Below are 12,403 nucleotides of genomic sequence, written 5' to 3' on the forward strand. Positions count from 1 at the left end.
ACTTGCGTATCAGCGGAGCGGCATTCTGCCCGCCGCCCCGCCCTGAGCCGGAAACGAAGCTCGGGGTATTTAAACGAATACCAACAGCGCCACCACGACAACCGCACCCAAACTCAACGACGTCGCATACCAGCGCAACTGCCCGTTTTCGCTCACCGTCAGGCCGCGTCCGGCCCAGCGCGCCAGCAGCGCGGGAAGATTCATCACCGCGTTAAGGGGATCGCGCGCCAGCAGCCGCGCGATGGCCAGGTAGGGTTTGACGAAGACCTTGTCGTAAAGCCAGTCGAATCCCCAGGCGTGGAACCACCAGACCGAGAAGAAACGTCCCGGCGCGCTGGCGGCCACGGCGTTGACCAAACGGCGCTGGCCGAGCCACAGTGCCGCCGCCAGGCAAATACCGATGATGGCGACCGCGCCCGAGGTGATTTCCAGCGCCAGTTTACCGTCATGACCGAACTCACCAGCCGGCAGGACTCCCGCCAGCGGCGGCGTAATCCAGGCGCCGATGAAGGTGGACAACCCCATCAGTACCACCAGCGGCAGATGATGGCTGATGCCGCGGCAGGCGTGAGCCTGGATTTGCGCCTTGCCGTGGAACACGATAAAGATCATGCGGAAGGTATACACCGAGGTGAGGAACGCCCCCACCAGGCCGGCCAGCATCAGTACGCTATGGCCATTGGCCAGCGCCCCCCAGAGGATTTCATCCTTGGAATAGAAGCCGGCGGTCACCAGCGGCAGCGCCGACAGCGCCGCGGCGCCCACCAAAAAGCAAATATACACCAGCGGAATCGACTTTCTCAGGCCGCCCATCTTGAAGATGTTTTGCTCGTGGTGGCAGGCGAGGATCACCGAACCGGAGGACAAGAACAGCAACGCTTTGAAAAACGCGTGGGTCATCAGGTGAAAAATGGCCGCGTCCCAGGCCTGAACGCCCAAGGCCAGAAACATATAGCCTATCTGGCTCATGGTGGAATAGGCCAGCACCCGTTTGATATCGGTCTGCACCAGCGCGGCGAACCCCGCCAGCACCAGCGTAACCGCGCCGACGATCCCCACCAGATGCAACACCTCCGGCGCCATCAGGAACAGGCCGTGGGTGCGGGCGATAAGATACACGCCGGCGGTCACCATGGTGGCGGCGTGAATCAGCGCCGACACCGGCGTCGGACCGGCCATAGCGTCCGCCAGCCAGGTTTGCAGCGGCAGCTGCGCCGATTTCCCCACCGCGCCGCCCAGCAGCATCAGGGTCGCCCAGGTGATGGCCGGGGAGCCCTCCGCCAGTTTTTGCGGCGCCAGCACCATCAGATCGTGGAAATTCAGCGTTCCGAGCTGGTCATAAAGGATAAACAGCGCGAACGCCAGCAGCACATCCCCCACGCGGGTGACGATAAACGCCTTCATTGCCGCGGCGCCGTTTTTCGACTCGCTGTAATAGAAACCGATCAGCAGGTAGCTGCATAGCCCCACCCCTTCCCAGCCGAGATACATCAGCAGCAGGTTGTCCGCCAGCACCAGCACCAGCATGCTGGCGATAAACAGATTGGTGTAGGCGAAAAAGCGCGAATAGCCCTCTTCCCCACGCATGTACCACGAGGCATAAAGATGGATGAAGAAGCCGACGCCGGTGACGACCGACAGCATCGTCAGCGACATGCCGTCCAGGCTGAGGGTGATGGGAATTTGAAAATCGCCCACCGCCATCCAGTGCCACAGCGTTTGGGTAAACACCGCCGCGCCATCGCCGCGCGCGCCGAAGAAATCCAGCGCCACCCAAACGGTGGTCAACGCCGACAGCCCGACGCTGCCAACGCCCACCGTCGCCGCCAGGTTTTCAGACCAGCGACCGCGGGAGAACGCCAGCAGCAGGAAACCCGCCAAGGGGAATAATAGGGTTAAATAGAGTAGGTTCATCCGTGCATCTCGCTGACAGTGTCGATATCCAGGGTCCGGCGGCGACGGTGCAATTGCAGCAGCAACGCCAGGCCGATACTGGCCTCGGCGGCGGCCAGGGTAACCGCCAGGATATACATCACCTGCCCGTCCGCCTGGCCCCAATAGCTGCCGGCCACAATGAACGCCAGCGCCGAGGCGTTAATCATGATCTCAAGCCCCAAGAGCATAAACAGCAGATTGCGGCGGATCATCATCCCCGTCAGGCCCAGCACAAACAGGATAGCGGCCAGGATGAGACCGTGTGATAACGGGATCATGTTTGCTCCTCCCCTCTTCTCTTGATGGCGTCGGTCATCTTCGGCCCCTTATAAAGCGCATCGACACTGTCGCGCTCGTCGCGGCCCAGATGGAACGCAACCACCAGCCCCGCCAGCAGCAGCATGGAGGCCAGCTCCACTGCCAACACATAAGGACCGAACAGCGCGATGCCGACGGTTTTAGCCGCAATAAGCTCCCCCGCGATGTCGTGATCGCACGCGCCGGCCAGCGCGCGCACCAGCACCGCCAGCAGTACCAGCGACAGCAGCGACGGCCCGATCCAGACCCGGGGACGCAACCAGGCGCTTTCTTGTTTATCGCGGCCGACGCTCATGTTGAGCATCATCACCACGAACACGAACAACACCATGATGGCGCCGGCGTAAACGATAATTTCCAACGCGCCGGCGAAGTAGGCCCCCAGCGAAAAGAATACGCAGGCGATGGCCAGTAGCGAAATAATCAGGTACAGCAGCGCATGTACCGGTTGGGTATGGGTGATGACGCGTAACGTCGCCAGCACCGCCACCAGGCCGGAAAGATAAAACGCCAGTTCCATGCCAGTCTCCTTAGGGCAGCAAGCCTTTTACATCGATGGGTTTGGCTTCTTTTTCCGCCTCGCCTTTGTCCTTGCCGGCGATCGCCATACCGGCCATGCGGTAGAAGTTGTATTCCGGATATTTACCCGGCCCCGAAATCAGCAAATCCTCTTTTTCATACACCAGATCCTGGCGCTTGAACTCGCCCATCTCGAAATCCGGGGTGAGCTGGATGGCGGTGGTAGGACACGCCTCTTCGCACAGGCCGCAGAAAATACAGCGCGAGAAATTGATGCGAAAGAATTCCGAGTACCAACGGCCGTCTTTGGTCTCCGCTTTCTGCAGCGAGATGCAGCCCACCGGGCAGGCGACCGCGCACAGGTTACAGGCCACGCAGCGCTCATCGCCGTCAGGGTCGCGCGTCAGCACGATACGGCCGCGGAAACGGGGCGGCGGATTAACCGGCACGTCCGGGTACATGCGGGTTTCGCGCTTGTTGAACGCCTGCATGCCTATCATCCAGATGCTGCGCAGCGTGGTCCCGCAGCCAATCGCTAACTCTTTTAACGTCATGATTCATCCACCCCTTAATGCGCGTTGTACAAGATGACCGCTGCGGTCGCCAACAGGTTGAGCAGCGTCAGCGGCAGGCAGATTTTCCAGCCCAGCGCCATCACCTGGTCGTAGCGCGGACGGGGCAGCGCCGCGCGGATCAGGATGAACATCATCATAAAGAAAGCGGTTTTTATGGCAAACCAGATAAACGGCGGCAACCACGGCCCCTGCCAGCCGCCGAAGAACAGCGTCACCATCAGCGCCGAAATGGTCACGATGCCGACGTATTCGCCGACGAAAAACAGGCCGAACTTCATCCCCGAATATTCAATATGGTAACCGTCGGCCAGCTCCTGCTCGGCTTCCGGCTGATCGAAGGGGTGGCGGTGACATACCGCGACGCCCGCCAGAGCAAAGGTGACAAAGCCGAAGAATTGCGGCACCACGTTCCACAGGTGCGCCTGCGACTCGACGATCGCGCCGAGATTAAACGAGCCAGCCTGCGCCACCACCCCCATCAACGATAAACCGAGGAACACTTCATAACTCAGCGTCTGCGCCGAGGCGCGCATGGCGCCCAACAGGGAGTATTTATTATTGCTCGACCAGCCGGCAAACAGCACCGCGTAAACCGCCAGCCCGGCCATCATCAAAAAGAACAGGACGCCGATATTGAAATCGGCCACCACCCAGGTCGGGCTCACCGGCACAATGGCAAAGGTAATCAGCAATGAGGTAAAGGCGATAACCGGCGCCAGGGTGAAAATGCCCCGATCGGCGAACGGCGGGATCCAGTCCTCTTTAAACATCATCTTCAACACGTCGGCCAGCAGTTGCAGCGATCCGCCCCAGCCTACGCGGTTGGGCCCGTAGCGGTTTTGGAACAGCCCCAGCAGGCGCCGTTCGGCAAAGCTCATATAGGCGCCGCAGGTGACCACCACCAACAGGATAACCACCGCCTTCACCACCGTCAGGAGGATATCGATGACCTCCGGTGTCAACCAACTCATAGCGCGGCCTCCCGCAAATTAACAACGCTCTGTCCCGTAAGCATCGGCGGAATGCCCGGCAAACCCAGCGGCAGCCCCACCTGTCCCGGGCTCAGGCTATCGCTGAACCGCACCGGCAGACGCAGCTCCAGACCCGCGCAGGTGAAGGCGAGCAGCGTACCGCTGTTGACGCCCAGCCGGGCGGCGTCCGCCTGGCTCACCGCCACATAGGGCGCCGGCATCCGCTCCTGGATGACCGGAGAGCGCTGCGAGGTCTCCTCGCTGCCGAACAGGTGCCAATAGGGCGCGATGCGCCAGCTGCCGTCCTCGGGCTGCACGAAGGCGGGTGGAATCGCGCTGAAATAATCCAGCCGGCCCTCACCCGCTTCCAGAAGCCGCACCCCGGGGTCGCCGTGGCGTAAATGGCCGCCCACCTCATCCTGGAACTTATTCCAGGCCTGGGGGGAGTTCCAGCCCGGCGCCCAAGCGAACGCCACCTGTTGGCGCGGCGCCTGGGGCGCATTGTTGCCCTCCATGGAGAAGGCGAACATGGTGTCCTGGTCCTGCGGCACGCGCGGTTCATGCACATTGATGTTGGCGCGCATCGCGGTGCGTCCGCTGTAGCGGTGCGGCTCGCGCGCCAGTTTCTGGCCGTGAATACGAAAACCGGCGTCCGGCGCGGCGTGCTTGATCCCCGCCAGTTGCGGCAGCGCCGCGGCCGCGGCATCGATAATATGGTCAAGCTGGGTCCAATCCACCTGGCGGTTCAAATAGGTGGAGTGCAGCGAATGCAGCCAGCGCCAGCTTTCCAGCATGACGACCTGATCATCGTAGTAGGCTGGATCATAGACCTGGAAGAAGCGCTGCGCGCGGCCCTCCTGGTTAATGAGGGTGCCGTCGCTTTCGGCGAAGCTCGCCGCCGACAGGATAAGATTGGCCTTCTCCTGTAGGGCGGTGCGCTGGTGGTCGAGCACGATAAGGTTATTGACGTTGGCCAGCGCGGCATCAATGCGCGCGGCCGGCGCATGGCGGTAAAGGTCGTTTTCCAGCACAATCACGCTATCCGCAGCCCCCTGCTCCAGCTCGTCCAGCGCATCGTCCAGGCTGCCGCCCCCCATCATCGCCAGCCCCATGCTGTTGGCGCCGGCGGCGATAAAGCTAATCCCCACATCGCTCCCCCGCCCCTTCAGGGCGCGGGCGACGTTGGCGGCGGCGGCGATCACCGCCTCGCTGCCGGCATTGCTGCCGGAGATGATAAGCGGCTTGCGGGCGCCGGCCAGCGCCTGCACCACCACGTCAATCTTACCCTTGAGCGACTCATCAAGACCGGTTACCGCCGGCGCCGTCTCGTCCAGCGCATGAGCGATGGCGAAACCCAGCCGCGCCTGATCATCCACCGGCGCGCAGTAGCTCCAGGCGGCGATATCATCCAGGCGCGTACGGTCGACGTTGGTGACGAACAGCGGGTGTTTGACGTGCTGGCCGATGTTCATGATGGCGGCTATCTGCCAATCGGCCACTTTCTGCGCCACGGCCATTTCGCGCGCCTTGCCCTTCACGGCCTGACGCACCGCCAGCGCAATACGCGCGCCGGTCTGGGTCAAATCCTCCCCCAGCACCAGCACGGCATCGTAACTTTCCATTTCGCGCAGCGAGGACGTGCGGATACCGCCGTTGCGCAGGACATTGAGCATCAGCGCCAGCCGGTCCTGTTCGCCGCCGGCAATCCCGGTGTAGAAATTCTCGGCGCCCACCAGTTCACGCAGGGCGAAATTGCTCTCGACGCTGGCGCGCGGTGAGCCAATGCCGATCATTTTGCGCGCATGGCGCAGCGCATCCGCGGCGCCATGCATCGCCTGATCGGCGTTCAGCGCGATCCAATCGTCGCCGCGGCGCTGTAGCGGCTGGCGCGGGCGATCTTTCAGATTGACGTAGCCGTAGCCGAAGCGGCCGCGGTCGCACAAGAAGTAATGGTTGACGCTGCCGTTGTAGCGGTTTTCTATGCGGCGCAGTTCGCCATAGCGTTCGCCGGGGCTGGTGTTGCAGCCGATGCTGCACTGCTGACAGACGCTGGGGGCGAACTGCATATCCCATTTACGGTTATAGCGCTCGGAGTGGGTTTTATCGGTGAACACGCCGGTCGGGCAGATTTCTACCAAATTGCCGGAAAACTCGCTCTCCAGCACCCCGTCCTCAGGACGGCCGAAATAGACGTTATCATGGGCGCCATACACCCCGAGATCGCCGCCGTCGGCGTAATCTTTGTAGTAGCGGACGCAGCGGTAGCAGGCGATGCAGCGGTTCATTTCATGGGAAATAAACGGCCCGAGATATTGATTGCGGTGGGTACGCTTGGTAAAGCGGTAGCGGCGGAAATTCTGGCCGGTCATGACCGTCATATCCTGTAGGTGGCAGTTGCCGCCCTCTTCGCACACCGGGCAATCGTGCGGGTGGTTGGTCATCAGCCACTCCACCACGCTTTGACGGAACTGTTTTGCTTCATCGTCGGCGATAGAGATGAAGGTCCCGTCGGCGGCAAGCGTCATACAGGACATCACCAGCCGGCCGCGGGTATCCTCGGCGTTTTGGTATTGCTTGACCGCGCACTGGCGGCAAGCGCCGACGCTGCCGAGCGCCGGATGCCAGCAAAAGTAAGGAATATCGAGGCCGAGGGACAGACAGGCTTCCAGCAGGTTGTCAGACCCGTTAACCTCGTACTCTTTGCCGTCTACATGAATGGTAGCCATAGTCAGCATGCTCAGGTGAGGCCCGCCAAAGACGGGCGTTAATCAAAAATGCGTTCAGGGTGCAAAGCGCGTGCGCCCGCCTGACCCGCTTGTGCCGCATGGACAATTACCAGCGCGCTTTTAATAGGTTGGGCTGCACGCCGGCAATGGCGCGGGTATTGCCCAGTAAGTCGACGCTGATGCCCGCCTCAAACTCGGAGCGGAAATACTTAATCGCGCTTTGCAGCGGCTCCACCGCCCCCGGCGCATGCGCGCAGAAGGTTTTACCGGGGCCAAGGAAGCGGCACAGCTGCTCCAGGGTCTCAATATCCCCCGGCTGGCCCTGACCGCTTTCCAGCGCGCGCAGCAGTTTGACGCTCCACGGCAGGCCGTCGCGACATGGCGTACACCAGCCGCAGGATTCCCGGGCAAAAAACTCTTCCAGATTGCGCGTTAACGACACCATGTTGATTTCGTTGTCTACCGCCATCGCCAGCGCGGTACCGAGCCGGCTGCCCGCTTTGCCGATATTCTCGAAGTCCATCGGCAGATCCAGATGATCCTGGGTCAGGAAATCGGTGCCGCCGCCGCCGGGCTGCCAGGCTTTCAGGGTCAGGCCATCGCGCATACCGCCGGCGTAATCCTCGAGGATCTCGCGCGCGGTAATACCGAACGGCAGCTCCCAGAGGCCGGGGTTCTTCACCCGGCCGGAGAAGCCCATCAGCTTGGTGCCAGCGTCGTTGCTCTTGCCGGCGGTGATGCCCTGATACCAGTCCACCCCATGCTCAAGGATAGCCGGCACGTTGCATAAGGTTTCGACGTTATTGACGCAGGTGGGTTTACCCCAGGCGCCGGCGCTGGCGGGAAACGGTGGTTTTGAGCGCGGATTGGCGCGGCGGCCTTCCAGCGAATTAATTAGCGCCGTCTCTTCGCCGCAGATGTAGCGGCCGGCGCCGGTGTGGACGATAAGCTCAAAGTCAAAACCACTGCCCAGAATATTTTTGCCCAACCAGCCGGCCTCGGTGGCCTCGGCTATCGCGCGGCGCAGATTCGCCGCCGCCTCGATATATTCGCCGCGCAGGAAGACATAGCCGCGATAGGCTTTCAGCGAGAAGGCGGCGATCAGCATCCCCTCCACCAGCAAATGGGGCAATTGCTCCATCAGCAGACGGTCTTTATAGGTTCCAGGCTCCATTTCATCGGCATTGCACAGCAAATAGCGAATGTTCATGGCGGGATCTTTCGGCATCAGGCTCCACTTCAGGCCGGTAGAAAAGCCGGCGCCGCCGCGTCCTTTCAGGCCGGCGTCTTTCACCAGCGTGACAATATCGTCCTGCGCCATGCCGCTTAACGCCTTACGCGCGCCGACATAGCCGTTTTTGCTCTGATATTCGTCCAGCCACACGGGCTGATGGTCATCACGCAACCGCCAGGTCAGCGGGTGCGTTTCCGCCAAGCGGACAATGGTTTTGGTCATCGATATTGCTCCAGCAGCGGACCAATGCCTTCCGGCGTCAGATGCACGTAGGTATCGTCATCCACCATCATGGTCGGCCCCTTGTCACAATTGCCCAAACAACAGGTGGGCAGCAGGGTGAACCGGCCATCGGGCGTTGTCTGGCCCGGCTTGATATTCAGCGACTGCTCAAGGGCGGCCTGAATCCCCTGATAACCGGTAATATGGCAGACCACGCTGTCGCAATAGCGGATAACGTGGCGGCCTACCGGCTGGCGGAAAATCTGGCTGTAGAACGTGGCCACCCCTTCGACATCACTGCCGGGAATGCCCAGCACCTGGGCGATGGCCGCGATAGCCCCGTCCGGCACCCAATCGCGGTTCTTCTGCACGATTTTCAGCGCTTCGATCGAGGCGGCGCGCGCATCCTCGTAATGGTGCTTCTCATGCTCGATGGCTTCGCGCTCCTCGCGACTCAGCTCGAACGTTTCGATGGCAGCGTCCAGCCCCGCCGCCGCATGCTTGGGGGTATCTTGCTGTTGCTGCATAATTAGCGGTCCACATCTGACATAACGAAATCAATACTGCCCAGATATACGATCAAATCCGATACCAGGCTGCCGCGAATAACCGAGGGGATCTGCTGCAAATGAGGGAAACTGGGCGTGCGGATGCGCGTCCGGTAACTCATCGTGCTGCCATCGCTGGTCAGGTAATAGCTGTTGATGCCCTTGGTGGCCTCGATCATCTGGAATGATTCGTTGGCCGGCATCACCGGTCCCCAGGAAACCTGCAGGAAGTGCGTGATAAGCGTCTCGATATGCTGCAGGGTGCGCTCTTTCGGCGGCGGCGTGGTCAACGGATGGTCGGCCTTAAACGGCCCCGCCGGCATATTGTTAAGGCACTGCTCAAGGATGCGCAGGCTTTGGCGCATCTCTTCCACTTTCAGCATCACGCGGCTGTAGCAGTCGCTCACGCCATCGCCTACCGGCACCTCGAAGTCGAAGTTTTCATAACCGGAATAGGGACGCCATTTACGCACGTCGAAATCGATGCCGGTGGCACGCAGCGCAGCGCCGGTCACGCCCCAGTCCAGCGCCTCTTTCGCGCCATAGGCGGCCACGCCCTCGGCGCGTGCGCGCAGCACGCTGTTGCGGAGCGCCGCTTTGACATAGCTGTCCAGACGCTTCGGCAGCCAGTCGAGAAATTCCCGCAGCAGCCCTTCCCAGCCGCGCGGCAGATCGTGCGCCACGCCGCCGATGCGGAACCAGGCGGGATGCATGCGAAAACCGGTAATCGCCTCGACGACATCATAAATTTTCTGACGGTCGGTAAACGCCAGGAACACCGGCGTCATACCGCCGATGTCCTGAATATAGGTACTGATGTACAGCAGGTGACTATTGATGCGGAACAGCTCCGACAGCATCACCCGGATCACGTTGACGCGATCGGGCACCACGATGCCGGCCAGCTTTTCCACCGCCAGCACATAAGGCATCTCGTTGACGCAGCCGCCGAGATATTCGACGCGGTCGGTATAGGGGATATAGCTATGCCAGGACTGGCGCTCGCCCATCTTTTCGGCGCCGCGGTGGTGATAACCGATATCGGGCACGCAATCGACGATCTCTTCACCGTCGAGCTGCAGGATGATGCGGAAGGCGCCGTGGGCGGAGGGGTGGTTCGGCCCCAGGTTGAGGAACATGAAGTCCTCGTTTTCCGTGCCGCGCTTCATGCCCCACTCTTCCGGCTTGAAGGTCAGCCCTTCCATCTCCAAGTCTTCTTTTTGCTTGGTGAGGACGAAGGGATCGAATTCCGTGGCGCGCGCCGGATAATCTTTGCGCAGCGGATGCCCGTCCCAGCTCTTCGGCATCATGATGCGGGTCAGGTGCGGGTGGCCGTCGAAGGTCATGCCGAACATTTCCCAGGTTTCGCGCTCATACCAGTTGGCGTTGGGGAAGATGCGGGTACAGGTGGGCAGGCGCAGATCTTTTTCCAGCAGCGCCACCTTCAACATGATATCTCGATTGCGATCGATGGAAATCAGATGGTAGAAAACGGTAAAATCCGCCGCCGGCAGGCCCTGGCGGTGGGTACGCAGGCGCTCGTCCACCCCGTGCAGGTCATAGAGCATCACATAGGGCTTCGGCAGCTTTTTCAAGAAGGTCAGCACCTTGAGGATCTGCTCACGCTTCACCCACACGACCGGAATTCCGGTACGGGTCGGCTGCACGCTGAACGCGTCCGGGCCGAAATGGTTACGCAACTCGCCAATCACCAGATCATCAAGATAATCCTGGGTTTGCCAGGCCGGCAGGGCGGAATTCTGCGTCATCAACTCTGTCATAGTTATCTTCACCACATTTGGCTGTGCCGGCGCATGCCGCCGCGCTTATCCGCCGCGGCCGGCATGCGTATCCGCGCGTTAAATTTCGTCGGGCGTGCGCAGATGGGTGACCGCGATGCGTTCACCGTGCTTACGTTGACGTTCCGACTCCATATTGGCGCGATAGACGCCCTGATCGCCCACGACCCAGGAGAGCGGACGGCGTTCTTTGCCGATAGACTCCTTGAGCAGCAGCAGCGCCTGGATGTAGGCCTCAGGGCGCGGCGGACAGCCGGGAATGTAGACGTCCACCGGCAGGAATTTATCGACCCCCTGCACCACGGAATAAATATCGTACATGCCGCCGGAATTGGCGCAGGCCCCCATGGAGATAACCCATTTCGGCTCCAGCATCTGGTCGTACAGCCGCTGGATGACGGGGGCCATCTTGGTGAAAGGCGTGCCCGCCACCACCATGAAATCCGCCTGGCGCGGTGAGGCACGGATGACTTCCGACCCAAACCGCGCCACGTCGTGCACGGCAGTAAACGAGGTAGTCATTTCAACATAGCAGCAGGAGAGGCCGAAGTTGTAGGGCCAAAGCGAACTGCCGCGTCCCCAGTTCACCGCATTGTGCAGCGCGCTCTCAAGCTTGCCGAGATAAACACTGCGATGGACATGCTGCTCCAGCGGATCCGCCACGATTTCCTGTTTTTGCAGGGGATACCGCTCATTGTCGCCGTCCGGCTCCGCGCGGGTGAGGATATAATCCATTTTTGCTGCCTCGCTGTTACTTTTGATGACGGGGGGTTTCGCCTATCGGGCCTGCTCGGCGCAAACGCCGGGAGCGTTCCGGCGTCCAGTCAAGCGCGCCAATGCGCACCAGGTAAACCAAACCCGCCAACAGGATAAAAATGAAAATGGTTGCCTCAATGAAGCCTACCCAGCCCGCTTTGCGGATGGCGGTAGCCCAGGCGTATAAATAGAGGGCTTCAACGTCGAAAATGACGAAAAACATCGCCACCAGGTAAAATTTAGCTGAAAGGCGCAATCTTGCGGTGCCCACCGGATCGATTCCGGATTCAAACGGCACGTTTTTCGAGCGCGCGCGACCGCGACCGCCCAGCAGGAAGCCGCCGGTAAGCATAAAGGCACACAGTCCCAGCGCACCCAGGAGGAATACGGCGAAAGCCCAATAATGAGCGGTAATTTCAGTGGTTATCAACATTCTCTATGCTACTCATCAAAAGTGGCGATTTACAGGCTGCTCTTAGACATAGGCAGTTTTACGCATCACATCGATTTACGGGAAGGAAGTAAGAAACCGTATAAAGCCGTGTGGTAATGAGATACACAGCCATTGTGTAGGGTTTTTTACTCCTTTTTATAACCTTTTGTCAACTTAGACATCATGAACTCCATGTTAATTTACACCTGCAATAGCCGCTTAACTTAGATGCGCAAGAAATTAGCTAAATCGTGTCAGCCAGTAAAACGGGATTTCGGCCTGCGGACCCGTTGTTAGGAAAAGCTGCGGTCAATTATACCATTTTCGCGAAAAATCCTATGGATCGACGTTAGCGGTAAACCCTTTT

Annotated in this window: 11 protein-coding genes; all 11 read right to left on the reverse strand. The window is 60.3% G+C overall.

Annotated elements, in window-relative coordinates; translation table 11 throughout:
* Positions 1–69: 69 nt before the first annotated feature.
* The 11 genes from nuoL to SOPEG_RS15345 all read right to left on the reverse strand — a co-directional run bounded on the left by nuoL (position 70) and on the right by SOPEG_RS15345 (position 12,036).
* Positions 70–1,914 carry an NADH-quinone oxidoreductase subunit L gene (gene nuoL, locus SOPEG_RS15295; protein ID WP_025245993.1) on the reverse strand — a complete coding sequence of 615 codons (1,845 nt, stop codon included), beginning with the start codon at positions 1,912–1,914 and terminating at the stop codon, positions 70–72.
* Positions 1,911–2,213, reverse strand: a complete 303-nt coding sequence (nuoK, locus tag SOPEG_RS15300; protein WP_025245994.1) for an NADH-quinone oxidoreductase subunit NuoK — start codon at positions 2,211–2,213, stop codon at positions 1,911–1,913. Before nuoK ends, nuoL begins: the two co-directional genes overlap by 4 nt.
* Positions 2,210–2,773: an NADH-quinone oxidoreductase subunit J gene (nuoJ, locus tag SOPEG_RS15305; RefSeq protein WP_025245995.1), complete on the reverse strand. Its 564-nt coding sequence runs from the start codon at positions 2,771–2,773 to the stop codon at positions 2,210–2,212. The genes nuoK and nuoJ overlap by 4 nt, the downstream gene beginning before the upstream one ends.
* A gap of 10 nt (positions 2,774–2,783) precedes the next feature.
* Positions 2,784–3,326, reverse strand: coding sequence for an NADH-quinone oxidoreductase subunit NuoI (nuoI, locus tag SOPEG_RS15310; RefSeq protein WP_025245996.1), 543 nt, complete (start codon positions 3,324–3,326; stop codon positions 2,784–2,786).
* Between the two features lie 14 nt (positions 3,327–3,340).
* Positions 3,341–4,318, reverse strand: coding sequence for an NADH-quinone oxidoreductase subunit NuoH (gene nuoH, locus SOPEG_RS15315; RefSeq protein ID WP_025245997.1), 978 nt, complete (start codon positions 4,316–4,318; stop codon positions 3,341–3,343).
* Positions 4,315–7,044 (reverse strand): NADH-quinone oxidoreductase subunit NuoG, encoded by a 2,730-nt coding sequence (gene nuoG, locus SOPEG_RS15320; protein ID WP_025245998.1) that lies wholly within the window; start codon positions 7,042–7,044, stop codon positions 4,315–4,317. Before nuoG ends, nuoH begins: the two co-directional genes overlap by 4 nt.
* Positions 7,045–7,150: 106 nt before the next feature.
* Positions 7,151–8,500: an NADH-quinone oxidoreductase subunit NuoF gene (gene nuoF / locus SOPEG_RS15325; RefSeq protein ID WP_025245999.1), complete on the reverse strand. Its 1,350-nt coding sequence runs from the start codon at positions 8,498–8,500 to the stop codon at positions 7,151–7,153.
* A complete protein-coding gene (gene nuoE / locus SOPEG_RS15330) occupies positions 8,497–9,027 on the reverse strand; it encodes an NADH-quinone oxidoreductase subunit NuoE (RefSeq protein WP_025246000.1) in 531 nt (176 codons plus the stop codon). The genes nuoF and nuoE overlap by 4 nt, the downstream gene beginning before the upstream one ends.
* Positions 9,028–9,029: 2 nt before the next feature.
* On the reverse strand, positions 9,030–10,829 hold the full coding sequence (gene nuoC / locus SOPEG_RS15335) for an NADH-quinone oxidoreductase subunit C/D (protein ID WP_025246001.1): 1,800 nt from the start codon (positions 10,827–10,829) through the stop codon (positions 9,030–9,032).
* Positions 10,830–10,907: 78 nt separating this feature from the next.
* Positions 10,908–11,582, reverse strand: coding sequence for a NuoB/complex I 20 kDa subunit family protein (locus tag SOPEG_RS15340; RefSeq protein WP_025246002.1), 675 nt, complete (start codon positions 11,580–11,582; stop codon positions 10,908–10,910).
* A gap of 16 nt (positions 11,583–11,598) precedes the next feature.
* A complete protein-coding gene (locus SOPEG_RS15345) occupies positions 11,599–12,036 on the reverse strand; it encodes an NADH-quinone oxidoreductase subunit A (protein ID WP_025246003.1) in 438 nt (145 codons plus the stop codon).
* Positions 12,037–12,403 lie beyond the last annotated feature (367 nt).

The organism is Candidatus Sodalis pierantonius str. SOPE (assembly GCF_000517405.1).
Lineage (GTDB): Bacteria > Pseudomonadota > Gammaproteobacteria > Enterobacterales > Enterobacteriaceae > Sodalis_C > Sodalis_C pierantonii.

Coding starts and splice junctions, on each gene's coding strand:
- nuoC (WP_025246001.1), bottom strand. CDS start 10,829: ATGACAGAGTTGATGACGCAGAATTCCGCCCTGCCGGCCTGGCAAACC.
- nuoJ (WP_025245995.1), bottom strand. CDS start 2,773: ATGGAACTGGCGTTTTATCTTTCCGGCCTGGTGGCGGTGCTGGCGACG.
- nuoH (WP_025245997.1), bottom strand. CDS start 4,318: ATGAGTTGGTTGACACCGGAGGTCATCGATATCCTCCTGACGGTGGTG.
- nuoF (WP_025245999.1), bottom strand. CDS start 8,500: ATGACCAAAACCATTGTCCGCTTGGCGGAAACGCACCCGCTGACCTGG.
- nuoI (WP_025245996.1), bottom strand. CDS start 3,326: ATGACGTTAAAAGAGTTAGCGATTGGCTGCGGGACCACGCTGCGCAGC.
- nuoE (WP_025246000.1), bottom strand. CDS start 9,027: ATGCAGCAACAGCAAGATACCCCCAAGCATGCGGCGGCGGGGCTGGAC.
- nuoG (WP_025245998.1), bottom strand. CDS start 7,044: ATGGCTACCATTCATGTAGACGGCAAAGAGTACGAGGTTAACGGGTCT.
- SOPEG_RS15340 (WP_025246002.1), bottom strand. CDS start 11,582: ATGGATTATATCCTCACCCGCGCGGAGCCGGACGGCGACAATGAGCGG.
- nuoL (WP_025245993.1), bottom strand. CDS start 1,914: ATGAACCTACTCTATTTAACCCTATTATTCCCCTTGGCGGGTTTCCTG.
- SOPEG_RS15345 (WP_025246003.1), bottom strand. CDS start 12,036: ATGTTGATAACCACTGAAATTACCGCTCATTATTGGGCTTTCGCCGTA.
- nuoK (WP_025245994.1), bottom strand. CDS start 2,213: ATGATCCCGTTATCACACGGTCTCATCCTGGCCGCTATCCTGTTTGTG.